We start from the raw sequence: 26,202 nt of genomic DNA, 5'->3' as shown, positions 1-26,202 counted from the left end.
GAGGTCAGGCGAGGTCGGACGGGTCGGTGTTCGCGCCGCACAGGACGACGACGACGCGCTCCCCGGGCGCCGGGCGGTAGGCGCCGCTCCGGAGCGCGGCCACGGCGGTCGCCGTGCCGTGCTCGACGACCAGCCGGTACTCCTCCCAGACGAACCGGCGCGCCTCGATGATCGCCTCGTCGGTCACGAGGACGGGACGCACCCCGGTGCGGGACGCGACCGCGAACGCGATCTCACCGAGCCGGGTCGCGCCGAGGGAGTCGGCTGCGATCCCCGACACCTCCACGTCGACGGGGCGTCCCGCGTGCAGGGCGCGCTCCAGGGTCGGGATCGTCACGGGCTCGACGCCGACGACGCGCGCCCTGCCCTCGAGGGCGGTGGCGACGCCCGCCATGAGCCCTCCGCCGCCGATCGCGAGCAGGACGGTGTCGACCTCGCCGCCGGTCTGCTCCAGCACCTCCGCGCCGAGCGTGCCCTGGCCCGCGCACACCTCCGGCAGGTCGTAGGCGTGGCAGAACAGCGCGCCGGTGTCGGCGGCGCGCTTGGTCGCGGCCTCCTGCGCCTCGGCGTACCGGGTGCCGACCTGGACGACCGCGGCGCCGAGGGCCCGCAGCCGCGCGACCTTCACCGCGGGCGCCGTCTCCGGCACGTACACCTCGGCCGGGACGCCCGCCCGCGCCGCCGCGTACGCGAAGGCGAGCCCCGCGTTGCCGCCGGAGGCCGCGACGACGCCGGTCTCCGGCAGCCGCCCCTCCTCGCGCGCGGCCAGGATGTGGTTGAACGCGCCGCGCGCCTTGAACGACCCGGTGTGCTGGGTCAGTTCGAGCTTCAGCCACATCCGCCCGGCGGGCGCGAGCGGGTCCGGCTCGACCTCGATCATCGGCGTGCGGCGGACGCGGCCCGCGACACGCCTCGCCGCGGCCTGGACGTCTGAGTGATCGATCACCGGGTTTCCTCTCCGAGGCATCAGCAGCCAACACAAGTTTGGGACATGACAAGCGATCAGACCAGCCGGGCCTCCGACCATCATCCCGGCGAGGGCCCCTGACGGGCGTGCCGCACGCCGGTCAGCCTCCGGTGCGGGGTTGGTCAGCGCTCGCGGCGAGCCTCTTCACCGGCGCGGGAAACACGTCCCGCCGGACAGGGAGGTCCCCATGAAGAACGTCCTCATCTCGGGTGCGAGCATCGCCGGCCCTGCGCTGGCGTACTGGCTGAGGCGGTACGGGTTCGGCGTGACGGTCGTGGAGGTGGCGCCCGGACCGCGTCCTGGCGGGCAGGCGGTCGACGTGCGCGGACCGGCCCTGGAGGTCGCCGAGCGCATGGGCGTCCTCGACCGGATCCGCGAGCGGCGCGTCGAGATGCGCGGCATGTCCATGGTGGACGGGGACGGCGAGGAGCTGTACCGCAGCGAGGAGCACACGATCACCGGCGGCGACCTGGGCAGCCCCGACGTGGAGATCCTGCGCGACGACCTGTCCCGGATCCTGGTGGACGCGGCCGGCGACGGCGTCGAGTACCTGTACGGCGACTCGATCGCCGGGCTGGAGCAGGAGGACGGCGGCGTCCGGGTGATCTTCCAGAGCGGGACGATCCGCACGTTCGACCTGGTCGTCGGCGCGGACGGCGCGCACTCCACCACGCGGCGGCTCGTCTTCGGCCCGGAGCGGGACTACCTCACCCACCTCGGCACCTACCTGGCGGTGTGGACCGCCCCGAACTTCCTCGGCCTCGACCGCTGGCAGGTGTTCCACCAGATGCCGGGCAGCAGCTGGGGCGGCGGCGTGATGAGCGTCCGCGGCAACGAGGAGGTCCGCGTCTACCTGGGGTTCGAGTCCGAACGGCCGATCGAGTACGACCACCGCGACAGCGCCGCGCAGAAGAAGATCATGGCGGACGCGCTGGCCGGCGGCGGCTGGGTGCTGCCCGAGCTGCTGGAGGCGATGTGGGACGCCCCGGACTTCCACTTCGACTCGATGGCGCAGATCCGCATGGACTCCTGGTCGAAGGGGCGGGTCGTCCTGCTCGGGGACGCGGGCTACTGCGGGTCGCCGCTGTCGGGGCAGGGCACCAGCATGGCCATGGTCGGCGCGTACGTCCTGGCCGGGGAGCTGAAGGCGGCGGGCGGCGACCACCGCGCCGCGTTCGCGGGCTACGAGAAGGAGCTGCGCGGCTACGTCGCCGCCAACCAGGAGCTGGCGCTGACCAACAAGGCGCGGGTGGAGGCGCAGCGGAACGCCGAGACCGGCGCCGGGGCGGGTGCCGGAACCGAGGCGATCGACTTCCAGGACTTCGGCGAGATCGTCGGCTCGTTCACCGTGCGGGACTACTGAGCGAGGCGGCGCGGTCCAGCAGGACCCTGCGTTCGGGCGCGTTGCGGGTCAGCTCCGCGGCGCGCTCGAACTGGACCCGCGCCTCCTCCAGCCGGCCGAGGCGGGCGAGCAGGTCGCCGCGGACGCTCGGCAGCAGGTGGTAGCCGCGCAGGGCGGGCTCGTCCACGAGCGCGTCGGCGAGCTCCAGGCCCTTCTCGGGGCCGTGCGCCATGCCGACCGCCACGGCCCGGTTCAGCTCCACGACGGGGGACGGGGCGACGCGGGAGAGGATCTCGTAGAGGGAAGCGATCTGCGCCCAGTCCGTCTCCTCGGCGGTGAGGGCCTGCGCGTGGCAGGCGGCGATCGCGGCCTGCAGGACGTAGGGGCCGGGCGGTTCGCAGATCTTCTTCGCGCGCAGCAGCGCCGCGAACCCGCGGTGGATGAGGAGCCGGTCCCACCGGGCGCGGTCCTGCTCCAGCAGCGGGACGGGCTCCCCGGACGGTCCGGTGCGCGCCCGGGTCCGGGACGCCTGGATCTCCATGAGCGCGGCGAGCCCGTGCACCTCGGGCTCGCCGGGGGCCAGCTCCGCGAGGATCCGGCCGAGGCGCAGCGCCTCGCGGCACAGGTCCGTCCGCACCCACGCGTCGCCGGCGCTGGCGGCGTACCCCTCGTTGAAGACGAGGTAGACGACCTCCAGCACGGACGCCAGCCGGGCGGCGCGGTCGGGCCCCTCGGGGACCTCGAACGGGACGCCCGCCTCCGACAGCGTCCGCTTCGCCCGGACGATCCGCTGCGCCATGGTCGCCTCGGGGACGAGGAAGGCGTGCGCGATCTCCTCGGTGGTGAGGCCGCCGAGCATGCGCAGCGTCAGCGCGACCCGCGCCTGCGCGGACAGCACCGGGTGGCAGGCGGTGAAGACCAGCCGGAGGACGTCGTCCTCGATGCGGTCGTCGTCCGGGACGTCGAACTCCTCGGCCGGCCCGTGGGACCCCAGGTCGCGGCCCAGCTCCTCGATCTTGTCCTCGAGGCGCCGCAGCCGCCGGATCCGGTCGATGGCGCGGCGCTTGCCCACGGCCATGAGCCAGGCGCCCGGGTTGTCCGGGACGCCTGACTCCGGCCACTGTTCGAGCGCGGCGACCAGCGCGTCCTGCGCGAGTTCCTCGGCGAGCCCGATGTCGTGCACCATGCGGGCGAGACCGGCGATGATCCGCGCGGCCTCCAGCCGCCACACCGCGTCGATGGTCGCGTGCACGCCGGTGCCGCGCGCGGGCGCCTCCCGCGCCCCGGGCTCGTCCGATGCCGTCACGCTGCCGATGAGAGCACCCGCTCGGGCCGCCGCGCAAGCTCGGCGGGCGCTGACCGGCCTGACCGGACGCCCGCCGGACGCGACGGGCTCACGCGCTGGGGAGGTCCTCCGGTCCGAACACCTGCTGGATGACGCCCTCGCCGTCGCCGACGATCTGCCAGAACCGCTTGGACAGCTCGATCGCCTCCTCGCGGCTGCTCGCCTCGATGAGCGCGAAACCGACGACCGTCTCCTTCGCCTCGGCGAACGGGCCGTCGAGGACGGTGACCTTGCCGCCGGACGACTTGATGCGGGTGCCGCCGGGCTCCAGGCCGCCCGTCGCGAGCAGCACTCCGGCCCGGGCCATCTCCTCGATGAACTTGCCCATCTCCGTCTGCATCTTCTCGTCCGGCGGCGCGGCGTTCGCGGAGCCGTCGTCCGTCGTCATCATCAGGAACCGCATCTTCGTCTCCTCTGCTCACCGGCCGGTCCCTCCCGGCCTGTCACGAACGCGTCGAAGAAGGTGTGACCGGATCGACATCCCGGGCCAGGAATCTTCAGTTTTTTTTCTGCCCCGTATCGTGCCAGGTCACAGCGCTACGGTCGGGAAGATCTCGCGACTTGCCCGAGATGTCCATCAAGTAGGACATTCCGGACCAGTGGGCAAGTGAGTCTCCAACGAGTAGCTTCATCCGGTGGAAAGCTTCTTGCGCGTCGAGGAGGGCGTCCCACGGGAGTTCCGTCGCCGGTGACCGGCGGGCCGTCCGACCGGGGGCGAGGTGCGAGGCGTCATGAGCGCCACTGAGCCGCCCGCCGACCGGGCCCGCGTCGCCCAGGAGCACCGGGCGGTGGGCCCGACGGTGCTGCGGATACTGGTCGGCGCGCAGCTGCGCCGCTACCGGGAGGCCGCCGGCATCTCCACCGAGGCCGCCGGGTACGAGATCCGCGGCTCGCACTCCAAGATCAGCCGGATGGAGCACGGCCGGGTCGGCTTCAAGGAGCGCGACGTCGCCGACCTGCTGACCCTCTACGGCGTGACCGACCCGTCGCTGCGCGAGCCGCTGCTGGAACTGGCCGAGCAGGCCGGGGTGCCGGGCTGGTGGCAGGGGTTCGGCGACGTGGTCCCGTCCTGGTTCGAGCCCTACCTGGGCCTGGAGCAGGGCGCCGTGCTCCTGCGTGTGTACGAGGCCCAGGACGTCCCGGAGCTCCTGCAGACCGGCGACTACGCCCGCGCCGTCCTCGCGGCCCGCCACCCGGAGGCGGGGCCCGAGGAGATCGAACGGCGGGTCGAGCTGCGGATGCGCCGCCGCCGCGTGTTCGAGCGCCCGGACCCGCTGCGGCTGTGGGCGGTGCTGGACGAGGCGGTGCTGCTCCGCACGGCCGGCGGCCCCGCCACGATGCGCGCCCAGCTGAGGCACCTGATCGAGATGGCTGACCTGCCGAACATCACCGTGCAGATCCTCCCGTTCGCCTCGGGCGGGCACGCTGCCGAGGGCGGCCCGATGACGCTCCTGCGGTTCGCCGAGCCCGAGCTGCCCGACGTGGTGTACCTGGAGCACCTCACCTGCGCCCTCTACCCGGACCGTGCGTCCGACATCGCCCGGTACCGCGACGTCCTGAACCGCGTCAGCGTCCAGGCCGAGCCCCCGTCCTGCACCCCCGCGCTCCTCCGGGCCGCCCTGGCCCGGCTCGGCTAGCACCGGCCTCGCCGGGCCCTCCGGCGACCTGCCCCGCCCTGCGGCACTACCGCCCTACTGCGCGGTGGGGACGTAGGTGGCGACGATGACGCCGGTCTTGAAGACCTTGGTGTCGGACAGCTCGAACGTGGCCGAGAAGTCGGCGGCGTTGAGCAGCTCGTCGGTGCTCCCCGGCCCGACGAGCACCGGGTGGATCCACAGGCGCAGCTCGTCCAGCAGGCCGTTCTCGACGAGCGTCCGAGCGACCGGGCCGAAGCCGTACTGCAGGATGTCCTGGCCGTCCTGCTCCTTCAGCTTGGTGATCTCGGAGACCGCCGCCGCCCGCGGGATCGCCGTCGTGTCGCCCCAGCCCGGTTTGCGCAGGGAGTCGGACACGACGTAGTGGGGCAGCGTGTTCATCCGGACGCCGAAGTCGCCGGTGGCCTCCTCCATGGCCGGCCAGGCCTGCGAGAAGCCGTCGAACGTCTTGCGGCCCATCAGCAAGGCGCCGCAGGAGAACAGCAGCTCCCTGGCGTAGGCGGCGGCCTCGTCCTGGAAGTAGGCCGAGGTCCAGTTCTGCGGGTTCTCGATGACGCCGTCGAGCGACACGTACGTCGAGTTGATGATCTTTCGCATGGTCTCCTCCGTCGGTCCGATCGTTCGCCTTCCGGCGCGGTGGGACCACGATGCGGCAGACCGTTTACCGGATCCTTACGACGCCTTTCCGGCGGACTTCCGGACGCGTTCGAGCAGGGCGGGGTCGTCGGCCGTTCTCGACGACGTCATGGGCGTGCCCTCCGCTCACGGATTCACATTAGGGTCGGAAGATGCGTTTCGGGGTGCTCGGACCGCTCGCGGTCTGGACCGACGACGGCGGGCTCGTCCCCGTGCCGGGTCTGAAGGTGCGGGCGCTGCTGGCGGACCTGCTCGTGCACGAGGGCCGTCCGGTGCCCGCCGACCGGCTGATCGACGATCTGTGGGGCGACGCGCCGCCCGGGAACCCGATGGGCGCGCTGTCGGCGAAGGTGTCGCAGCTGCGCCGGGTCCTGGAGGACGCCGAGCCCGGCGCGCGGGCGCTGGTGGAGTCGCGGCCGGCCGGATACCTGCTGGGCGCGGCCGGCGAGCGGGTGGACGCCCGGTGCTTCCAGGCGCTGGTCGAGCGGGCGCGCGCGGCGGCGGAGCCGAAGGAGAAGGCGGCGCTGCTGGCCGACGCGCTCGGGCGGTGGCGGGGCCCCGCGCTCGCCGACTTCCGCGACGAGGAGTTCACCCGGGCGGCGGCGGCCAGGCTCGAGGAGCTCCGGCTGACCGCGCTGGAGGAGCACGCCGAGGTGCGGCTGGCGCTCGGGGAGCACGGGGCGCTGGCGGGCGAGCTCGGCGGCGCGGTCGAGGAGCATCCGCTGCGCGAGCGGCTGCGGGCCGCGCACATGCGGGCCCTCTACCGGGCCGGACGGCAGAACGAGGCGCTGGAGGCCTACGAGCGGTACCGGGTCCTGCTCGCCGACGAGCTGGGCCTCGACCCCGGCTCCGAGCTGGCCGACCTCCAGCGCGCGATCCTGCGGCAGGATCCCGGGCTCGACGCGCCCGTCGCCCCGCCGCCGGCCGGTCCGCGCTCGAACCTGCCCGTCCCGCCCACCGAGCTGATCGGGCGCGACGGCGCCGTCCGGGAGATCCGGACGAGGATCGGCACCGACCGGCTGGTCACGCTGACCGGCCCGGGCGGGGTTGGCAAGACGCGCCTGGCGATCGAGACGGCGGCCGGGCTCGCGGACGAGTTCGGCGACGGCGTGTGGATGGCGGAGCTGGCGGGCCTGGAGCGCTCGACCGTGCCCGACCTCGCGGAGGTCGTGACGGCGATCCTCGACATCCGGGACGCGCCGGGCGCGCCGGCCGCGGCGCTCGACCGGCTGGCGGCGGCGCTCGGCGCCCGCCGGCTGCTGCTCGTCCTGGACAACTGCGAGCACGTGGTCGAGCAGGCGGCCGAGCTGGCCGACCGGCTGCTGCGCAGGGTTCCCGGGGTGCGCGTGCTGGCGACGAGCCGGGAGCCGCTCGGCCTGCCCGGCGAGGTCGTGTGGGCCGTCCCGCCGCTGGACGTCCCAGGCCGCGGTGACGACCCGGCCGCCTCCAGCGCGGTCCGGCTGTTCGCGGCGCGGGCCGGGGCGGCCTCGCGGGGGTTCAAGCTGGACGCGGACACGGCCGGGCGGGTCGGGGAGCTGTGCCGCAGGCTGGACGGCATCCCGCTCGCCCTCGAACTGGCCGCGACCAGGGTGCGGGCGCTCGGGGTCGAGGGCCTCGTCGAACGGATCGACGACCGGTTCCGGCTGCTGTCGTCGGGGCACCGCGGCGCCCCGGCCCGGCAGCGCACGCTCACCGCCGTGATCGACTGGAGCTGGGACCTGCTGACCGGCCCCGAGCGGGCCGTGCTGCGCCGCCTGTCGGTGCACGCCGACGGCTGCACCGCCGACTCGGCCGAGGCGGTGTGCGCGGGCGGGGACGTCCCGGAGGCGGAGGTCCTCGACCTGCTGGTCCGTCTGGTCGACCGCTCGCTGGTCGTGATGACGGAGCGTCCGGGCGAGGGCCTCCGGTACCGGCTGCTGGAGTCCGTCGCCGCGTACGCGGCCGAGCGGCTCGCGGAGGCGGGGGAGGCGCGGCCCACCCGGGACGCGCACGGCCGTCACTACCTCGACTTCGCCGAACGCGCCGCGGCCCGGCTGACCGGGCCGGAGCAGTCGCGCTGGCTGGCGGCGCTCGACACCGAGTCGGCGAACCTGCGCGCCGCGCTGGACGCCGCCGGGACGGCCGACGAGGCGCTGCGGCTGGTCAACGCGCTCGCCTGGTACTGGTTCCTGCGCGGCAGGCTGACCGAGGCGCTGCGGTCGCTGGAGGCGGCCCTCGCGCGGGACGGCGGCTCGCCCGCCGTCCGGGCCCGGGCGCTGACGTGGCGGGCGGGGATGGCCGTGCTCAAGGGCGTCCCCGGCGACTGGAAGGCCCGCCGCGACGAGGCCCTTGAACTCGTGGACGACACGGACGACGACGGCCTGAAGGCGTGGGCGCGCTGGTTCCTGACGTTCGTGTGGGCCGAGCTGGACGACGCCGGCGCGGGCGCCGCGATGCTGGAGGAGGCGCTGGCGGGGTTCCGCGCGACCGGCGACCGGTGGGGCGAGGCGGCGGCGCTGGTCCAGCGCGCCATGCACGACCACGCCCGCGGCGACCCCGCCGCGCTGGAACGCGACGCCGAACGGGCCGCCGTGCTGTTCGGCGAGGCCGGCGACCGCTGGGGCCGCCTCCAGGCGATGCAGTGGCTCGCCGGTCTGGCGGAGCTGACCGGGGACTACGACCGTGCCGAGCGCCTCCAGCTCGACGGGCAGCGGATGGCCGAGGAGCTGCGGATGTGGCCGGACGTCGCCGTCCGGATGGCGTGGCGCGGCTGGATCGCCTACCTGCGCCGCGACCACGATGCCGCGCGGAGGCTGTTCGGGCGGGCGCACCGGGTCGCCGTGGAGCAGGGGTTCGCGCCCGCGGTCACGTTCGCCGACATCGGCCTCGGGCTGGTGGCGCAGCGCGAGGGGCGGCTCGACGACGCCGAGGACCGGCTGCGGCGCCTGTTGGCGGCGGCCCCGCCGGAGGAGGTCCCGCCGCTGTACCTGACGCTGGTCCAGACGGGGCTGGGGCGGGTGGCGGAGGCGCGCGGCGACGCGGTCTCGGCCATGCGGTACCAGCGGGACGCGCTGGCCGTCGCGATCAGGCTGGCGGCGCCGCGCGACCTGGCGGGCGCCCTGGAGGGGCTGGCCGGGGCGCTGACCCTCGCCGGACGGCACGCGGACGCGGCGCGGGCCCTCGGGAAGGCGGCGGCCGTCCGGGAGGCGGCCGGCCTGCCGCCCGGACCCGTCGAGCAGGACGACGTCGACCGGGCCGCCGCGCGGATCGGGGACGCGGCCGGGCCGGACGCGTTCGCCGCCGGCGCGGACCTCGACCCGGTGGAGATCATGCGCCGCGCGGAGGCCGTCCCGCCCGAGGGCCCCTCCGTGTGGGCGGAGCGGTAGGCCGGGGGAGGCGCGGCAGTGCCTCCAGGGGAAGGGGAGGCGCAAGCGACCGCCACTTATTGCAAGAGGGTTGCGAAAGGTCGCGGAAGTGTCACGGCCCCTTGTGGCGCCCCTCACACCCAATGATCATGACCCTTCGTGGGACGACGGGGGTTGGTGCTCAGCCGGATCATCGGCGATCGGACGCTGGTGCTGGCCGCCTGCGCGACCGCGCTGTTCGCCACGACCGTGCTCGCCGCCCTGGTCGGCTACACCGGGTCGGTGACCCGCGAGGGCCTGCGCCGCACGCTGGCCGACGCGACGTTCGAGTCCGTCGGGACGACGCTCGGCACGCACGTCCCGGCGAACGGCCTCCCCAAGGTCCAGGGCCAGGTCGACCGGGCGCTCAAGCAGATCTACCGGGACGTCCCGCTGACGGTCTCGATGAGCCTCCGCAGCGACTCCTACACGCTCCCGGGCCAGGAGAAGAGCGACCATCCCGACCTGACCGCGTTCGAGACTTACACCGGGATCGAGAAGCACGCGCGGCTCACCGAGGGGCGCTGGCCCGGCGCGGCCTCGGGCTCCGGCTCGGGGGAGGTCGAGGCGGCCCTGCCCGGCGCGGCCGCCCGCGCGATGCACGCCGGCGTGGACGACGTCCTCACGCTGCACGGGCGCGTCGACAAGAAGTCGGTCGTGAAGGTGCGCGTCGTCGGGGTGTTCGAGGTCCCCGACCCGCAGGACTACTTCTGGCAGGAGGACAAGCTCGTCACGACCGGCGTCGAACGGCTCGACTACACGACCTACGGGCCGTTCGTGGTACCGCCGCAGGTGTTCGCCGCCCGCTTCACCGGCACCGGCTCCGAGGCCCGCTTCACCGTCATGCCCGACCTGCGCGGCGTCGAGGCCGGCGAGCTCGGGCCCCTCGGCGACCGGGTGGCCGCGAGCGGCGACGCGTTCAAGAAGGCGGGCGAGGGCGCGCAGTTCAGCGTCGCGACCGACCTGCCCGACCTGACCGCGCAGCTGCGCACCGCGCTCCAGGTGGCGCGGTCCACGATGCTCATCCCGGTGATCCAGCTCGTCCTGCTGGCGGGCTGCGCATGGCTGCTGGTGGCGCGGCTGCTCGCCGACCACCGGCGCGGCGAGGTCGCGCTGCTGCGCACCCGCGGCCTCGGCATGCGCCAGCTCGCCCGGCTCGGCCTCGTCGAGGGCCTGCTGATCGTGCTGCCCGCCGCGCTGTTCGGCCCGCTGCTGGCCGGGCCGCTGCTGCGCCTGGCCGGGCACGCCCCGGCGGTGCGGGACTCGGGGCTGCGGCTGGACGCCGGGCCGCTCGTGCCGCTGTGGACCGTCTCGGTGCTCACGGCGCTGGCCTGCGCCGTCGTGCTGACCGTCCCGACGCTGCGGGGCGCGAACCGGACGTTCGTGGAGGCCCAGGCCGGCATCGGGCGGCAGGGCCGCGGCGGCCTGCGCGGCTCGGGCACCGACATCGCCCTGCTGCTCGTCGCCGGGCTCGCGATCTGGCAGCTCACCCGGTACGGCGCGGACGGCGCCGGCGGAGGGGACGGCACGGGCGGCATCGACCCGTTCATCGTCTCCGGCCCCGCCCTGGCCCTGCTCGCCGGAGGGGTGCTGCTGCTGCGCCTCGTGCCCGCGGTCACCCGGGTGGCCGAACGGGCCACGACCCGCAGCCGCGGGCTCGTGGCCGTCCTCGGCACCCGGCAGGTCGGGCGGCGCCAGCTCCGCTACACCGGCCCGGTCCTCCTGCTGGTGATGGCGATGGCCGTCGGTGTGCTGTCGGTCACGACGATGGCGACCTGGCGGCGGTCGCAGACCGACCAGGCCGACTTCCAGAGCGGCGCCGACCTGCGGCTGGCCGTCTCGCCCCGGGAGGCGGCCCCGGAACCGCTCGGGCAGGCCGGGCGGTTCGCGGCGCTGCCGGGCGTCTCGGCCGCGAGCGGGGTCCTGCGCATGGACGCCGACCTCGGCACCGAACCCGCCACGCTGCTCGGCGTCGACGCGAGGAAGCTCGGCCCGCTGCTGCGCGTCGGCCCCGGGCTGCGGGACGACCTGCGGCTGGACGAGCTGGCGCGGGCGCGTCCCGCCGTCCCGGCGCTGACCGTCCCCGGCACGCCGAAGCGGCTGCTGTTCGACCTGCGCCTCAGCCGCTCCGGCCCGGAGCCCGAAGTGCCCCCCGACTACGTGCCGCCGCTCTGGAAGGGCTACAAGTTCGTGGTGAGCATCGTCGACGCCAACGGGCTCACCCGGCAGGTGACCCTGCCCGGCATCGACGCGGACGGCGACGAGCACACCGTCGCCCTGGACACCGCCCAGCTCGCGGGGCAGGACGGGGTGCCGTCCTTCCCCCTGTCGGTCCGCGGCGTCCACTTCAACTACGACGACAACAAGATCTCGGGCAGGCTCGACCTGGAGCTGCGGAGCATCGCCGGCGAGGGCACCGGCCGGGCGACCCTCCCCGCAGGGGCCCGCTGGGACGCGTTCGCCGGACCGCAGGACCTGGAGCATCCGATCAGGACGACCGCCAAGGAGACCGAGGACGCGCTGGCGACCCTCACGATCCCCTCGTCGCCCACCCTCGACCGCCAGGGCTTCTACGGCTACGCGACCGGAACGGCCGTCCACGCGATGCTCGGCACGGGCGCCCCGCCCTCGCACGACATCAAGAACACCGACCTGCTGCCGGTCGTGCCGGGCGTCGTCACCAAGGAGATGGCGAGCCGCGCCAAGGTCGGCGTCGGCGGCACCGTCACCGTGAACACCATCGACGGCGACCAGCCCGTCAAGGTCGCGGGCATCGCGCCCGCGCTGCCGAGCGTGCCGCCCGGCAGGCCGGGCGTCCTGGTCGACCTGCCGACCCTCACCCAGGCGCGGCTCGCCGTGGACGGTTCGGGCGGCGAGACCATCACACCGCGGGAGTGGTGGGCGTCGGCGCGCGGCGGCCGCACCGCCCCGGCCGTCCGGGAACTGGCCCGCCATCCCGCCTGGGGCGAGGTCGCGGCCGACCGCGTCGAGACGCGCTCCCGGCTCCGCGACGCCCCGCTGGGCGCGGCGCTCCAGGGCGCGCTCGTCCTCGGCTTCGCCGCGGCGCTGGCGTTCGCCGTCATCGCGTTCGTGGTGAACGCGGCGGTGACCGCCGGCGAGCGCTACCGGGAGTTCGCGGTGCTGCGGGCGCTCGGGGTGCCGCCCAGGCAGGTCGCCGGGATGCTCGCGATCGAGCAGGCGTACCTGGTCGGGCTCGGCCTGCTCGGCGGGACGGTCCTCGGCCTGGTCGTGGCGCGGCTCGTCGTCCCGCACGTCGTGCTCAGCGTGCAGGCCGCCGAGCCGTACCCGCCCGCCGCGCTGGTCGTCCAGTGGCCCGTCGTGCTGGCCGTGGCCGGCGGGGTGGCGGTGGCGCTCGGGCTCGTGCTCGCGCCGGTCATCCGGACGCTGCGGCGCCGGAACCTCGGTGCCGGGCTGCGCGTGGGGGAGGACCGATGAGGAGTGCCGGGATGCGGCTCGTCCGCGCGCAGTGGGCGCCGATCACCGCGCTGGCCGTGCTGATGCTGGTGTCGGCGCTGCTCGCCGTCGCCGTCCCGTCCCGGACGACCGCCGGGTACGACCGCGCCGCGGCCGCCGCCGTCGGCGCCGACACCGGCGCCGACGTCCACGTGAAGGGGGAGGCGGGCGGCGCCGGCGCCTTCGCCGCCGTCCCCGGCGAGGCGGCCCTGAGCTCCAACGCCCTCGCCTGGCGGGACCGGCTGCCCCGCTCCCTCGCCGAGGTCACCGGCGAGCCCGAGTCGTCGGTCACCTCCCCGGGCGACCGCGTCGAAGGCGACTTCCGCCGCCCGAGGATCCTCTACCTCGGCTTCGAGCCGGGCGCCTGGCGGCGCATCCGCTTCGTCTCCGGCCGCTACCCCTTCAACAAGCCCGGGCAGACCGGCGGCGACATGAGCGTGGCGGTCGCCAAGAAGTACGCCGACCAGCTCGGCTACAAGCTCGGCGACCGGATCGATCTCGGCGGCATGAGCGTCCGCATCGTCGGTCTGTACGAGCCGGCGGACGCCACCGACCAGTTCTGGCGGCCGCGCGCCCGGATCCTGCACCCGACCATCGAGTACCTGCCCAACAGCACCATCGAGGCCGACGCGGGCACGGCGCTGATCGACGCCTTCGCGTACTCGCGCCTCACGCGCGACCCGCGCCTGAAGCTGACCTACGACTGGCGCTTCCCGGTCCGCACCGGCGCGGTCAGCGCGGAGCAGACCCGGGTCATGGTCCGCGACCTCGACGCCTTCCGCTCCGCCGTCGAAGGGCGCGCCGACCTCTTCCCCTGCGAGGTCTCCACCGCCCTGGACAACCGGCTGAAGGAGTTCATCGCCCGGCTCCACACCGCCCAGTCCGTCGTCGGACTCGCCTTCGGCGGTCTCGTCGCCGTGGCCGCCGGGCTGCTGCTGCTCGCCGCCGGGCTGCTCGGCGAGCGGCTCCGCCCGATCCTCGGCGTGATGCGGGCCCGCGGCGCGTCGCTGCGCCAGCTCGCCGCGCCCGCCTGCGGGCTGACCGCGCTCGCCGCCGTCCCGGCCGCCCTGCTCGGGTACGCGGCGGGACGGCTGCTGGACGCCGGTCCGCCGCAGCCGTCCTCGCTGGTCGCGATCGGACTGCTCGTCCTGGCCGTGCTCGGCGTCTCGGCGGTCATGGTCCTGCGGGAACGCGGCGGCGGGCTCGGCTCGGTCGCCGAACGCCGCGACGACCTCGTCGCGGCGCGGCTGTCCCGGCGGCGGCTCGTCATGGACGGCCTGCTGGTGGTGCTCGCGGTGATCGGCGTCGTGCTGCTGCGCGAGCGCGGCGCGTCCGCCGGCACCGACCCGCTGGTCGCCGCCGTCCCCGCCCTGCTCGGCGCGGCGCTCGGCGTGCTCGTGCTGCGCGCCTACCCGTACCTGCTGCGGGCGGCCGGGCCGCTGCTGCGGCGGCGGACCGGGGCCGTCGCGTTCATCGGCGTCGCCCGCGCCTCCCGGCAGAAGCTCGTCGGGGCGCTGCCGCTGGCCGTCCTGCTGCTGGCCGCGACCATCGCCGGCTTCACCTCCACCGTGGACACCGCACTGCGGATCGGGCAGGAGCGCGCCTCCTGGGCCGAGGTCGGCGCCGAGGCGCGGGTCGAGGCGGCGTCCCTGGACGAGGCCGGGCTCCGCCGCATCCGCGCGGTGCGCGGCGTCACCGGCGCCGTCCGGGTCCGGGTCATCACCCGGGCCTCGTCCGCCACCGACCCGGCGCCGGTGACCGTGGTCGGCGTGGACCTCGACGCCTACCGGAGGCTCGCCCCAGAGGTGCCCGGCATCCCGGACACCGGCACGGGCGCGCTGGTGTCGCCCCTGGCCGCCCGCACCCTCGGCTCGGGCACCGTGACGCTCAGCCGCGCGGGCATGGACCCGGTGACCGTCAAGCCGTCCCGCCAGATCGAGCGCTTCCCCGGGCAGGAGAAGAACAGCGCCTTCGTCATCGTCCCTTACAAGACGGTCGCCAATGCGACGGGCTTCCCGTCCCACGTCTTCGTCACAGGCGACCACATCGACGTCAAGGCGCTGCGGGCCGCGGCCCCGGGGGACGACATCGTGCTGCGGCATCAGGTGCTGCGGGAGATGACGGGCCTGCCGCTGGTGTCGGTCGTCCACGACACCTTCCTGGAAGGCGCCCTGGCGGGCGGCGTGTACGGGCTGCTCGCCGTCCTGCTCGTGCTCATCGTGGGCGCCCGGGCCCGCGGCCGGATGGTCGCCCACCTGCGCGCGCTCGGGCTGAGCCGCCGGCAGAGCCGGGGCCTCGCCCTCGTGGAGCTCGCGCCCGTCCTGCTGTGCGCGGTCGGCGCCGGCTGGGTGCTCGGCCTGATGCTCCCGGAGATCACCGGGCCGGTCGTGGACCTGCGCCCCTACACCGGCGGCTTCGCCGTCACCGCGCACGTCCCGGGGATCCCGGCGCTGCTCGGGCTGCTCGGCGCGCTCCTGCTGGCCGCGGCCGCCGCCATCGCCGTCGACCGCGCCTTCGACACCGACCCTGGCAACGCCCTGAGAACGGTGGAGTGATGACCGAAACGACCGATCTCGCCGAACTGGAGCGCCGCGCCGCCGAGCGCGGGCCCGTCTACGGCGAGGGCGCCCACATCGTCTGCGACAACCTGGTGCGCATCTACAAGACCGACGGCATCGAGGTCGTCGCCCTGCAGGGACTGGACCTGCTGATCGATCCCGGCGAGCTCGTGGCCATCGTGGGCGCGTCCGGCTCGGGGAAGTCGACGCTGCTGAACATCCTGTCCGGCCTGGACGTGCCGACCGCCGGCGTCGCCCGCGTCGCCGGGTCGGACCTGCTCACCATGGCGTCCAAGGAGCGGCTGGAGTTCCGGCGCGAGAAGGTCGGGTTCATCTGGCAGCAGACGTCCCGCAACCTCCTGCCGTACCTGACCGCCGCGCAGAACGTCGAGCTGCCCATGCGGTTCGCGGGGCGGTCGCGCCGCGAGCGCGCCACCCGCGCCGCCGAGCTGCTCGGCATGCTCGACGTCGGCGACTGCGCGAGCCGCCGCCCGGCGGAGCTGTCCGGCGGCGAGCAGCAGCGCATCGCGATCGCCGTCGCCGTGGCCAACGAACCCCAGGTCGTGCTGGCGGACGAGCCGACCGGCGAGCTCGACACCGCCACCGCCGCCGGGGTGTTCGCCGCGCTCCGCCGCGTCAACGAGGAGCTCGGCACCACCACCGTGGTCGTCACCCACGACGCGCAGGTGTCCGAGCGCGTCGACCGGACCATCGGCATCCGCGACGGCCGCACCAGCGTCGAGGTGCGCCGCCGCTCCGAGGACGACGGGACCCGCGTCGTGGAGGAGTACGCCCTCCTCGACCGCGTCGGCCGCGTCCAGCTGCCCAAGGGGTTCACCGAGGCGCTGGACCTGCGCGACCGCGTCCGCCTCGCCCTGGAAAGCGACCACGTCGGCGTCTGGCCGGACCGGGAGGAGAGCTGATGACCACGCCGATGGTGGCCGTGGAGGACCTGGTCCGGACCTACCGGACGGGCAAGATCGAGGTGCCGGCGCTGCGCGGCGCGTCCTTCACCATCGCGCCCGGCGAGATCGTCGCCATGAAGGGCCGCTCGGGCTCCGGCAAGACGACCCTCCTCAACCTGATCGGCGGGCTCGACAGCCCGGACGGCGGCACCGTCCGCGTCGACGGGCGCGACGTCGGCGCGCTCTCCGAGGACGACCTCCTCGCCCTGCGCCGCGACGACATCGGCTACGTGTTCCAGTCGCACGGCCTGATCCCCGTCCTGTCGGCCGCCGAGAACGTCGAGGTCCCGCTGCGCCTCGCCCGCACGCCCGCCGCCGAGCGCGACGAGCGGGTCCGCGTCCTGCTCGCCCTCGTAGGCCTGGCCGACCACGCGCTGCAGCGCCCGAACGAGCTCTCCGGCGGCCAGCGCCAGCGCGTGGCGATCGCCCGCGCCCTCGCCAACCGCCCCCGCCTCCTCCTCGCCGACGAGCCCACGGGCCAGCTCGACTCCGAGACCGCCGCCGCGATCATGCCGCTGTTCCGCGCGGTCGCCGCCAGCGAAGGCGTGACCGTCCTGGTGGCGACGCACGACCAGTCCCTGCTCGCGGAAGCCGACCGCGTCCTGACCCTGGAGGACGGCGCCGTCACCGAGACCCCCGTCCCCGCCTGACCGCCGCCGCCGGGGCCGGGGCCTTCCCCCCGCTCCGCTGATCGCGGGCCGCCTGGAGAGACAGGCTTGCCAAGTGATCGGCGGGGGAATCGGTATCGGGGATGGGAGGCTTGATGGCGACCGTTGTGCTGCTGGGGACGCTCGACACGAAGGGCGCGGAGTACGTGTGGCTCCGCGAGCGGGTGCGGAGACTGGGCTGCGACACCGTCCTCGTGGACGTGGGTGTCGGGCCGTCCGATGTGGAGGCCGACGTCTCCGCCGAGGAGGTCGCGGAGGCCGGGGGCACGTCGCTCCAGGCCCTGCGGGATGCGAGCGACCGGGGCGCGGCCGTCACGGCGATGGGAGAGGGCGCGGCGATCGTCCTCGCCGCGCTGGGGCGGGTGGACGCCGTGCTCGCGGTCGGCGGCAGCGGCGGATCGTCGATCGCGGCGCGCGCCGTCCGCGACCTGCCCATCGGGCTGCCCAAGCTGATCGTGTCGACGATGGCGTCCGGGGACGTCTCGCCCTACGTGGGCGCCAAGGACGTCACGCTCACCTACAGCGTCGTCGACATCGCGGGCGTGAACCGGGTGTCGCGGCTGATCCTCGGGAACGCCGCCGCGGCGGCGGCCGGGATGGCGAAGGCGCACGCGGCCCCGGAGCCCGCGGCGGAGGAGCGGCCCCTCGTCGGGGCGTCCATGTTCGGGGTGACGACCCCGGCGGTGGACGCGGCGCGGGAGCGGCTGGACGAGCTGGGCTACGAGGTCCTCGTCTTCCACGCGACGGGCGCCGGAGGGCGCGCGCTGGAGGGGCTCGTGGACAGCGGGCTGCTGGCCGGGGTCCTCGACCTCACCACGACCGAACTGGCGGACGACCTGGTGGGCGGCGTCCTGTCGGCCGGGCCCGACCGGCTCACGGCGGCGGGGCGGCACGGGGTGCCGCAGGTCGTGGCGCCCGGAGCCCTGGACATGGTCAACTTCGGGCCGCGCGGCACCGTCCCCGAGCGGTTCGCGGACCGGAACCTGTACGTCCACAACCCGACTGTGACGCTCATGCGGACGACGCCGGAGGAGATGGCCGAGCTCGGCCGGAGGGTGGCGGCCAAGCTGGCGGCCGCGACCGGGCCGACCGTCCTGTTCGTCCCGCTCGGAGGCGTCTCGGCGCTGGACGCGCCCGGCATGCCCTTCCACGACCCGGAGGCCGACGAGGCGTGCTTCGCGGCCATGGAGGGGGCCGTGGAGACGGAGAGGCTCGACATGAACATCAACGACCCGGAGTTCGGCCGCGCGATGGCCGACCGGCTGCACCGGCTGATCTCGGAGGGCGCGCAGTGAACCGCGAGACCGTCCTGTTCCGGCTGCGGAACACCGTCGAGGAGGGCAGGCCCGTCATCGGCGCGGGGGCGGGCACCGGCCTGTCCGCCAAGTGCGCCGAGGCGGGCGGCGTCGACCTGATCATCATCTACAACTCGGGCCGCTACCGGATGGCCGGACGCGGGTCGCTGGCCGGCCTGCTGCCCTACGGCGACGCCAACCAGATCGTGGTGGAGATGGCGTCGGAGGTGCTGCCCGTCGTCCGGGACACGCCCGTGCTGGCGGGGGTGTGCGGCACCGACCCGTTCCGGGTGATGCCGGTCTTCCTCGACCGGCTCAAGGCCATGGGCTTCGCGGGCGTGCAGAACTTCCCGACGGTCGGGCTCTACGACGGCGTCTTCCGGCAGAACCTCGAAGAGACCGGCATGGGGTACGAGCTGGAGGTCGAGATGGTGCGGCTCGCGCACGAGCGCGGCCTGGTCACCGCCCCGTACGTGTTCGACGAGGACCAGGCGCGGGCGATGGCCGAGGCCGGCGCCGACGTGCTCGTCCCGCACGTCGGCCTCACCACCAAGGGCAGCATCGGCGCCGGGACGGCCCTGACGCTGGACGAGGCGGTCGAGCGCGTGCAGGCCATGCGGGACGCGGCGGCCGCCGTCCGTCCCGACGTCCTCGTGCTGTGCCACGGCGGCCCCATCGCCGAGCCCGACGACGCCGCTTACGTGCTGTCCCGGACGGAGGGCGTCGTCGGCTTCTTCGGCGCCTCCTCCGTCGAGCGCCTGCCGACCGAGAAGGCGATCACCGCACAGGTGGCGTCCTTCAAGAACCTGGAGATCTGATGCTGAGGAACCCCGGTGACGTGACGACCATGACCTTCGACTGGGGGTCGATCAAGTGGTTCGTCACCCCGTCCGCGGTGCCCGGGGCGGGCAGCACGCTGGGCGAGGTGATCGTCAACCCCGGCAAGGGGCACGCGCGCCACAACCACCCGAACGCCGAGGAGGTCATCTACGTGATCTCCGGCGAGGCCGCGCAGATGGTGGACGACGGCGAGCCGTTCGTGATCCGCGAGGGCGACGCGGTCCACATCCCCAAGGGCGTCTGGCACTCCACCTACAACATGACGTGGCGCCCCCTGCGCCTCATCGTCACCTACACGCCGGGCGGCGAGGAGAAGGCCCTCGAAGGCGCGCCCGACTTCTGCCTCCACGAGGCCGGCGCCATCCCGGAGTGGCGCCAGGCCTAAGGCGTTTTGCGAAGTGACCAGGCGCGCGACCAGGCGTCGAGGCCGTCCTCGGTGAGGAGGGCGTCGAAGGCGGCGTCGGCGGCTCCGGTGAGGGGCCCCTGCCGGCCGAGCGTCGAGGACAGGACGGGCGGCGGCGCCGGCCGGCGGTAGCGCATCAGGGCGGAGGCGTAGCCGGCCTCCAAGGCGGCGGGCGCCGTCTCGGCCAGCTCGGTGGCCAGGCCGGAGAGCGTGACCACGCCGGGGTCCAGGGCGTTGGCGAGGGCGCCGACGCCCCGCCCCAGCGCGTGCGCGGCGGTCTCGACGGCCGCGCGGGCGGCGGGGTCGGACGCCGCGGCGGCGATCACCTGCCCGGCCGCCGTGCGCGGGTCACGCGGTTCGGGACGGCCGAGCGCGCGGGCCATGGCGCGCCCGTCGACCTCCAGGTCCCAGCAGCCGTCGGCGCCGCAGGGGCAGCGGAGCGACGGGTCGCCGAACGGCATGTGGCCGAACTCGCCGCCCGCGCCCGTGGCGCCGTCCACCGGCCGTCCGTCCACGACGAGGATGCCCCCGACCCCGACCTCGACCGTCAGGTGCAGGACGACCCGCGTCCCCGCGCCCGCGCCTCGCCTCGCCTCGGCCAGCCCGGCGAGCGAGGCGTCGTTGCCGACGAGCAGGGGGATCCCGGGCGGCCGGAGCGGTTCGAGGTCCACGTCCCGCCAGCCCATCCCGGACGCCTGGACGACCGTCGTACCGCTGACCGTGCCAGCGACGCAGGCGGAGACGGCGCGGAGCCGGCGGCCGTAACGGGCGTGCAGGGCCGACACGCGGTCGCCGAGCGTCCCGAGGACGTCCGGGGTGCCGGAGTGGCCGCCGGCCTCCTCCGCGACGACGCGCCCGCCCAGCTCGACGCAGCCCGCCCGCCAGCGCTCGTGGCTGATGTCGACGACGCACACGAGCGGGCCGTCCCGGTGGGCGACGAGCGCCGGGGAGGGGCGGCCGCGCCCGCCGGTCGGCGCGTGGACCTCGTCCACCAGGCGGGCCGCCTTCAACCGTCCGATGATCTCGGTCGCGGACCCGCTGCTCAGCCCCAGCGCCCGCGCCGCCTCCGCGCGCTTCGCGGACGGGTGCGCGTGCACGTACCGGAGCACGGCCAGGACCCCCTGGCTGCGCAGCGCGCGCGCCGAGTGCGCGGTCATCCGCTCCATGGGTGACATCCTGGCCCGTGCGACTTATCCTCGTACCACGAGTTTAATAGAGGAGGCGCGATGAAGCCTGCCGGTGCGGGTCCGCTCGCCGGTCGGACGGCCGGGACGCTCGGGCTGTACGCCGCCTTCGGATGCCTCGGGTACCTGCTCACCGCGCTCGGCGCGATCCTTCCCGAACTGCGGGAGGAACGCGGCCTGCCGCGCACCGAGGCCGCCCTCTACCCCTCCGCCTTCGCCCTCGGGCTGGTGGTCGTGGGGCTGACCGGGCACCGCGCGGCGGAGCGGCTCGGGCGCGCCGGGATCCCCGTCGCCCTGGCCGCGCTCGTCGGCGGCGCCGCGCTGCTGGCCGTCTCCGGCGGACGCCTCGGCACGGCCGCCGGAGCCCTGGTCCTCGGCCTCGGCGGCGCGGGGCTCGTCCAACTCGTCCCGACCGCGCTGCGCGCCGCGCACCGCGGCGATGGAACGATCCAGATCGGGGAGGCCAACGCGGTCTCCAGCGCCGCGTCCGTGCTCTCCCCGATCCTCATCGGCGCCGCCCTGGCCCACGGCCTCGGCTGGCGCACCGCCTTCGCCGCCCCGCCCCTCCTCGCGGCCGCCGCCCTCCTCGTGCTCGTCCGCCCGCACCGCATCCCCGCCGGGGTTGACCTGGCACCCGCCCTGCCCCCGCGCAGCGCGCCCGTCGGCGCCGCCGCCGGTGCCCAGCCGACCGATGCCGGGCCTGCGGAAGTCGGGCCCACCGGCGCCGGGCCTGCCGACGCCGAGTCCGCAGGTGCCGGACGAGGCGGGACGGGGTTCTGGGGGCGGTGGGTCGATCTCGTCCTGGCCGTGGGGGTCGAGTTCTGCATGGTGTTCTGGGCGGCGGACTTCCTCGGGAGCGCCAAGGGGCTGGGCTCGGGGGCCGCGGCCACGTTGTCGGCGGGGTTCGTGCTCGGGATGGCCGCCGGGCGGGCGGTCGCGGGCCCGGTCGTCCGCCGCGGGGGACGGCCCGACCGGCTGCTCGCGCTCGCGGCGGCCGTCGGGATCGGAGGCTTCGCGGTGCTGTGGACGTCGCCCGCGCCGGTCGCGGTCGCCGGGCTGGTGGTGACGGGGCTCGGGGTGGCGCTGCTCTACCCGGTGATCCTGGGGCAGGCCCTCGCCGCGCGCCCGTCCGAGCCTGCGCGGGCCGCGGCGCGGTGCGCGCTCGCGTCCGGGGTGGCGATCGGCGTAGCCCCGCTCGTGCTGGGAGCCCTCGCTGACCTCACCACCCTGCGCGCCGCCGTGTTCGTCGCGCCCGTCCTGCTGCTGGCGCTGCTGGCCCGCTGCGGGCGGCGGCTCAGAACGGGACCGGTGTCGTGACCACGCCCGCGCGGCGGAATGTCAGGTCACTTTGCCGCGGACGTAGACCCACGCGCCGTCATGGCGCACGAACCGGCTGACCTCGTGCAATTCCCCGGGCTCCGTGCCCGCCAGGTAGTGGGCGCGGAATTCCACGACGCCCTTGTCGTCGTCGGGGCCGCCGCCCTCGGTGCGGACGATCTCCAGTTCCGTCCAGCGCATGCCGTCCTCGAAACCGATCCGCTCCGGACGGGTCGCCGGATGCCAGGTCGCCAGCAGGTACGCCTCGTCCTCCACCGCGAACGCGCTGAACCGCGACCGCATCAGCCGCTCCGCCGTCGCCGCCGTCTCCTCGCCCCGGTGCAACGGCCCGCAGCAGTCCCGATACCGGGGGCCGACACCGCAGGGACATCTCTTCGCCACCCCCCGATTCTGCCTTGCGGAACGGCACCCGCGCGGCCACCCTGATCGCCGTGCCCGTCTGAGCCCAGATCCTCGTGGAGGTGTCGTATCGAGCCGTCCGCCGATCGTCTAGGAGGTGAAGAGAGCCGTTCCAACGACACGGAGGAGCACGTCGTGGACCTGACGATGAACACGATCGACATCGTGGTGTCCGACATGGACGCCGCAATCGCCTTCTACCGCCGGCTCGGCCTGGAGTTCAAGGTCGACTCCGCCTACCCCGACCACGCGGGCTGCGACCTGCCCGGCGGGCTGCACATCATGCTCGACACCGAGGCGTTCCGGGTCCCCACCCTGCCCGGCTGGACGAAGCCGTCCGGCGGTGCGCGCAACTTCCTCGCGTTCCAGGCCGCGGCCCCCGAGGAGGTGGACGCCAAGTACGCCGAGCTGACCGAGGCGGGGTACACCGGGGTCAAGGAGCCGTGGGACGCGTTCTGGGGGATGCGGTACGCCACCGTCCTCGACCCGGACGGCAACGGGATCGACCTGTACGCGACCCTGCCCGCCGGCTGACCGGCCGACCCCGACGGAGGGGAAGACGCAAGTGAAGTACGTTCTCATGTTCGTCGAGACCGAGGAGTACGCCCAGGAGCTGGCCGCCATGAGCGAGGGCGACCGCCAGGCGGCGTACGAGCGGGTCGCGGAGTGGTTCGCCCGGCATTCGGCCCAGATCACTCATCACGCGCATCTGGAGCCCGCGCACACGGCCACCACCCTGCGCCTGGACGGGCCGGACCCGCTGCTCACCGACGGCCCCTTCGTCGAGGGCAAGGAGGTCGTGAGCGGCTACGCGGAGGTCGAGGCCGCCGACCTCGACGAGGTCCTCGCCATCGCCCGCGGCTGGCCCGCCTGCCCGGTCGTCGAGATCCGTCCGATCACCTGAGGGACCGCATCCCGTGACCGACGAGGCGCACGCCGAGCTGGCCCGCGTGGTGCGCGAGCACGCGGGCCGGCTGACGGCGTGCCTCATCCGGACGCTCGGGGACTTCGCCGCCGCCGAGGACGTCATGCAGGACGCCGTCGAGACGGCCCTGAGGCGCTGGCCCGAGGAGGGCGTCCCCGACCATCCGGACGCCTGGCTCCTCACCACCGCCCGGCGCCGCGGCATCGACCTCCTGCGCCGCCAGGCCAACTACCGCGACAAGCTCGCCCGGCTCCAGTGGCCGGTGCCGGGCGAGCCCGACGACCGGCTCAAGCTGGTCTTCGTCTGCTGCCACCCCGCGCTGCCCGTGGCCGCGCAGGTCGCGCTCACGCTGCGCACCGTGTGCGGGCTGACGACCGGGCAGATCGCCGCCGCGTTCCTGGTCCCGGAGACGACCGTCGCGCGGCGGATCACCCGCGCCAAGCGCAAGATCACCGACGCGCGGATCCCGTACCGGATCCCGTCGGACGACGAGCTCGACGCGCGGGTGAACCAGGTCCTCGCCGTCGTGTACCTGCTGTTCAACGAGGGCTACCTGACCAGCGGCGGCGACCGCCCGCACGCCCGCGACCTCGCGGAGGACGCCGAGTGGCTGGCCGGAAGCCTCGCCTGGCTCATGCCGCGCGAGCCCGAGGTCCTCGGCCTGCTCGCCCTCATCCGGCTCCACCAGGCCCGCACCGCCGCCCGCTTCGACGGCGGCCACCTCGTCCCGCTGCGCGACCAGGACCGCGGCGCCTGGGACCACGAGGCCGTCGCCGAGGCCTCCCGGCTCATCGCCCGCGCCGCCGCGATGAGACGGCCCGGCCCGTACCAGCTCCAGGCCGCCATCGTCGCCTGCCATGCCGAGGCCCCCACGTGGGACGACACCGACTGGACGCAGATCCTCGTCCTGTACGACATGCTCCTGCGCATGACGGACACGCCGATCGTCCGGCTGCACCGCGCCGTCGCCGTCCGCTACGTCCAGGGGCCGACCGCCGCCCTGGACGCGCTCGCGCCGCTCGCCGAGGCCCTCGACGGCCATCACCTGTTCCACGCCGTCCGCGCCGAACTGCTGCGCGACCTGGGCCGCCGCCTCGAGGCCCATACAGCCGACCGCCGGGCCCTCGCCCTGGCGGGGAACCCGGCCCAGCAGGCCCTCCTCGCCGAACGCCTCAGCTGGACGTGACGTCCTGCCCCGCCGCCGCGCGCGGGGCCGCCCGACAAGATCGTTTTGTGGGGCTTGGCCGGCATCCCGGGCGGGCACGTAAATGATCAAGTTCGGATCGCCCCGGGCCGGAGCGCCGCGGAGGCGATCGTCCGACCTCGACGGAGAGGGACTCGATGGCGACTCTCAGATCCGCCCGCCGGCTTCCGCTGGCGGTCGCGGCGGCCGGCGCCGCCGCGCTCGGGCTGTTCGCGCCCGCCGCGGGCGCCGACGTCCGGTATGAGCCGGGCGCCCCAGGTATCGGCGACCCCTACTTCCCCTACCTCGGCAACGGCGGGTACGACGTCACGCACTACCACCTGAAGACGGCCTACGACCCCGGCACCGACGAGCTCACCGGCACGACCACCATCAAGGCGACCGCCACCCAGAACCTCTCCAGGTTCAACCTCGACTTCTACAAGATGAACGTGCGGTCGGTGAGCGTGAACGGCCGCAGGGCGTCCTACGACCGCACCGGCGAGCGCGAGCTGGAGATCACCCCGCCGAAGGGGCTGCGGAAGCGGAGCGCGTTCACCGTGACCGTCCGGTACGACGGGGTGCCGGAGGTCCTGAGCGGCCCGATCATCTTCGACCTCCCGTACGGATTCGTCCCCACCAGGGACGGCGCGACGGTCATGGGCGAGCCCAACGGCGCGTCCACCTGGTTCCCGGCCAACGACCATCCGCGCGACAAGGCGCTGGTCACGCTGGAGACGACCGTCCCCCGGGGCCTCAAGGCGATCGGCAACGGACGCCTCGTGAAGCAGTGGACCGCCCACGGCAAGGACACCTTCCTGTGGCGGGAGGACCGGCCGATGGCGACGTACCTGGTGACCAACTCGATCGGACGGTTCAACGTCTCCACGACGACCACCCCCAAGGGCGTCCCGCAGCTCGACGCGGTCGACCCGGACATCGCCTCCGACCCCGACGCGCTGAGCACGCCGCGCCACACCACGCGGGTCACCGACGAGCTGGCCGGCTACTTCGGCGACTACCCGTTCACCAGCACCGGCTCCATCGTCGAGAACGACAACGTGCCGCCGCTCAATCTCGAGAACGCGCTGGAGACCCAGACCCGCCCCACCTACCAGAGCCCGCCCATCGAGCGCGGTGTGGCGCACGAGATAAGCCACCAGTGGTTCGGCGACAGCGTCTCGGTCCGCGACTGGAAGGACGTCTGGCTGAACGAGGGCTTCGCGAAGTGGGTCGAGTGGTACTGGGCGGAGAAGCACGGCGGCCAGTCCGCGCAGCTGTCGTTCGAGCAGTCCTACGAGAACCCGCCGCCCATCCAGCCGGACCGGCCCCCGTTCTGGGACGTCGTGCTCGCCGACCCGACCCGCGACCAGCTGTTCCACCGCGCGATCTACTTCCGCGGCGCGATGACCCTGCAGGCCCTGCGGCACAAGATCGGTGACGGGCCGTTCCTGCGGCTCGTGCGCACCTGGGTGGCCGAGAAGCGGTACGGCAACGGCAGCACCGGGGAGTTCGAGGCCTTGGCCGAAAGGATCTCCGGTCGGGACCTGGACGCCTTCTTCAAGGTCTGGCTCCACAGCCCCGGGAAACCCGCGGACTGGTGATCCCGCCCTGGGGCCGGCAACCCGCCTGCCGGTCCCTC

Annotated in this window: 21 protein-coding genes; 15 read left to right on the top strand and 6 right to left on the bottom strand. The window is 74.6% G+C overall.

Translation table 11 applies throughout. The features are described from left to right. Positions 1 to 4 precede the first annotated feature (4 nt). Complete coding sequence (locus K4S16_RS23345) at positions 5 to 946, bottom strand: threonine/serine dehydratase (RefSeq protein WP_149261115.1); 942 nt, start codon at positions 944 to 946, stop codon at positions 5 to 7. A gap of 208 nt (positions 947 to 1,154) precedes the next feature. Here K4S16_RS23345 and K4S16_RS23340 point away from each other — a divergent pair, with 208 nt between their 5' ends. Next, on the top strand, positions 1,155 to 2,330 hold the full coding sequence (locus K4S16_RS23340; protein WP_149261114.1) for an FAD-dependent monooxygenase: 1,176 nt from the start codon (positions 1,155 to 1,157) through the stop codon (positions 2,328 to 2,330). On the opposite strand, the gene K4S16_RS23335 is transcribed toward K4S16_RS23340, so the two are convergent. Both K4S16_RS23335 and K4S16_RS23330 read right to left on the bottom strand, forming a co-directional pair. Next, positions 2,311 to 3,615 (bottom strand): RNA polymerase sigma factor, encoded by a 1,305-nt coding sequence (locus K4S16_RS23335; protein WP_375708341.1) that lies wholly within the window; start codon positions 3,613 to 3,615, stop codon positions 2,311 to 2,313. The two genes, K4S16_RS23340 and K4S16_RS23335, sit on opposite strands and share 20 nt — an antisense overlap. Positions 3,616 to 3,703: 88 nt before the next feature. Next, positions 3,704 to 4,057, bottom strand: a complete 354-nt coding sequence (locus K4S16_RS23330) for a YciI family protein (RefSeq protein WP_149261113.1) — start codon at positions 4,055 to 4,057, stop codon at positions 3,704 to 3,706. A gap of 328 nt (positions 4,058 to 4,385) precedes the next feature. On the opposite strand from K4S16_RS23330, the gene K4S16_RS23325 reads away from it, so the two are divergent. Beyond that, positions 4,386 to 5,291, top strand: a complete 906-nt coding sequence (locus K4S16_RS23325; RefSeq protein WP_149261112.1) for a helix-turn-helix transcriptional regulator — start codon at positions 4,386 to 4,388, stop codon at positions 5,289 to 5,291. Positions 5,292 to 5,345: 54 nt separating this feature from the next. On the opposite strand, the gene K4S16_RS23320 is transcribed toward K4S16_RS23325, so the two are convergent. Next, positions 5,346 to 5,906 carry a dihydrofolate reductase family protein gene (locus tag K4S16_RS23320; RefSeq protein ID WP_149261111.1) on the bottom strand — a complete coding sequence of 187 codons (561 nt, stop codon included), beginning with the start codon at positions 5,904 to 5,906 and terminating at the stop codon, positions 5,346 to 5,348. Positions 5,907 to 6,097: 191 nt separating this feature from the next. Between K4S16_RS23320 and K4S16_RS23315 the strand changes: the two genes are divergently transcribed. The 8 genes from K4S16_RS23315 to K4S16_RS23280 all read left to right on the top strand — a co-directional run bounded on the left by K4S16_RS23315 (position 6,098) and on the right by K4S16_RS23280 (position 19,513). Further along, positions 6,098 to 9,310, top strand: coding sequence for a BTAD domain-containing putative transcriptional regulator (locus K4S16_RS23315; protein ID WP_149261110.1), 3,213 nt, complete (start codon positions 6,098 to 6,100; stop codon positions 9,308 to 9,310). Positions 9,311 to 9,448: 138 nt separating this feature from the next. Continuing rightward, positions 9,449 to 12,784 (top strand): FtsX-like permease family protein, encoded by a 3,336-nt coding sequence (locus tag K4S16_RS23310; RefSeq protein WP_149261109.1) that lies wholly within the window; start codon positions 9,449 to 9,451, stop codon positions 12,782 to 12,784. After that, on the top strand, positions 12,781 to 15,357 hold the full coding sequence (gene cas5 / locus K4S16_RS23305) for a CRISPR-associated protein Cas5 (protein ID WP_149261108.1): 2,577 nt from the start codon (positions 12,781 to 12,783) through the stop codon (positions 15,355 to 15,357). The genes K4S16_RS23310 and cas5 overlap by 4 nt, the downstream gene beginning before the upstream one ends. Further along, on the top strand, positions 15,357 to 16,283 hold the full coding sequence (locus tag K4S16_RS23300; protein WP_149261107.1) for an ABC transporter ATP-binding protein: 927 nt from the start codon (positions 15,357 to 15,359) through the stop codon (positions 16,281 to 16,283). Before cas5 ends, K4S16_RS23300 begins: the two co-directional genes overlap by 1 nt. After that, entirely contained in the window at positions 16,283 to 16,975 is a 693-nt protein-coding gene (locus K4S16_RS23295) for an ABC transporter ATP-binding protein (protein WP_149261106.1), read from the top strand. Before K4S16_RS23300 ends, K4S16_RS23295 begins: the two co-directional genes overlap by 1 nt. A gap of 113 nt (positions 16,976 to 17,088) precedes the next feature. Continuing rightward, positions 17,089 to 18,288: a Tm-1-like ATP-binding domain-containing protein gene (locus K4S16_RS23290; RefSeq protein ID WP_149261105.1), complete on the top strand. Its 1,200-nt coding sequence runs from the start codon at positions 17,089 to 17,091 to the stop codon at positions 18,286 to 18,288. Then, a complete protein-coding gene (locus tag K4S16_RS23285) occupies positions 18,285 to 19,106 on the top strand; it encodes a phosphoenolpyruvate hydrolase family protein (RefSeq protein WP_149261104.1) in 822 nt (273 codons plus the stop codon). The genes K4S16_RS23290 and K4S16_RS23285 overlap by 4 nt, the downstream gene beginning before the upstream one ends. Continuing rightward, entirely contained in the window at positions 19,106 to 19,513 is a 408-nt protein-coding gene (locus K4S16_RS23280) for a cupin domain-containing protein (RefSeq protein WP_149261103.1), read from the top strand. Before K4S16_RS23285 ends, K4S16_RS23280 begins: the two co-directional genes overlap by 1 nt. On the opposite strand, the gene K4S16_RS23275 is transcribed toward K4S16_RS23280, so the two are convergent. Further along, a complete protein-coding gene (locus K4S16_RS23275; RefSeq protein WP_200842043.1) occupies positions 19,510 to 20,697 on the bottom strand; it encodes an ROK family transcriptional regulator in 1,188 nt (395 codons plus the stop codon). The two genes, K4S16_RS23280 and K4S16_RS23275, sit on opposite strands and share 4 nt — an antisense overlap. A 60-nt stretch (positions 20,698 to 20,757) precedes the next feature. On the opposite strand from K4S16_RS23275, the gene K4S16_RS23270 reads away from it, so the two are divergent. Beyond that, positions 20,758 to 22,032: a sugar MFS transporter gene (locus K4S16_RS23270; protein WP_149261102.1), complete on the top strand. Its 1,275-nt coding sequence runs from the start codon at positions 20,758 to 20,760 to the stop codon at positions 22,030 to 22,032. Between the two features lie 21 nt (positions 22,033 to 22,053). Here K4S16_RS23270 and K4S16_RS23265 read toward each other — a convergent pair whose 3' ends face one another. Continuing rightward, positions 22,054 to 22,434: a YchJ family protein gene (locus tag K4S16_RS23265; protein ID WP_149261101.1), complete on the bottom strand. Its 381-nt coding sequence runs from the start codon at positions 22,432 to 22,434 to the stop codon at positions 22,054 to 22,056. A 153-nt stretch (positions 22,435 to 22,587) separates the two neighbouring features. On the opposite strand from K4S16_RS23265, the gene K4S16_RS23260 reads away from it, so the two are divergent. The 4 genes from K4S16_RS23260 (at position 22,588) to K4S16_RS23245 (ending at position 26,164) form a co-directional block, all read left to right on the top strand. Continuing rightward, on the top strand, positions 22,588 to 22,986 hold the full coding sequence (locus K4S16_RS23260; protein WP_235037000.1) for a VOC family protein: 399 nt from the start codon (positions 22,588 to 22,590) through the stop codon (positions 22,984 to 22,986). 31 nt (positions 22,987 to 23,017) lie between these two features. Then, positions 23,018 to 23,356 carry a YciI family protein gene (locus K4S16_RS23255; protein WP_235036999.1) on the top strand — a complete coding sequence of 113 codons (339 nt, stop codon included), beginning with the start codon at positions 23,018 to 23,020 and terminating at the stop codon, positions 23,354 to 23,356. Positions 23,357 to 23,369: 13 nt separating this feature from the next. Continuing rightward, complete coding sequence (locus tag K4S16_RS23250; RefSeq protein WP_149261100.1) at positions 23,370 to 24,563, top strand: RNA polymerase sigma factor; 1,194 nt, start codon at positions 23,370 to 23,372, stop codon at positions 24,561 to 24,563. A gap of 155 nt (positions 24,564 to 24,718) precedes the next feature. Continuing rightward, entirely contained in the window at positions 24,719 to 26,164 is a 1,446-nt protein-coding gene (locus K4S16_RS23245) for a M1 family metallopeptidase (RefSeq protein WP_149261099.1), read from the top strand. The last annotated feature ends 38 nt before the right edge of the window (positions 26,165 to 26,202 follow it).

The organism is Actinomadura sp. K4S16, from assembly GCF_008327685.1.
In the GTDB taxonomy this organism is placed as follows: Bacteria; Actinomycetota; Actinomycetes; order Streptosporangiales; family Streptosporangiaceae; genus Spirillospora.
This window is presented reverse-complemented; position numbering and strand designations above follow the sequence as displayed.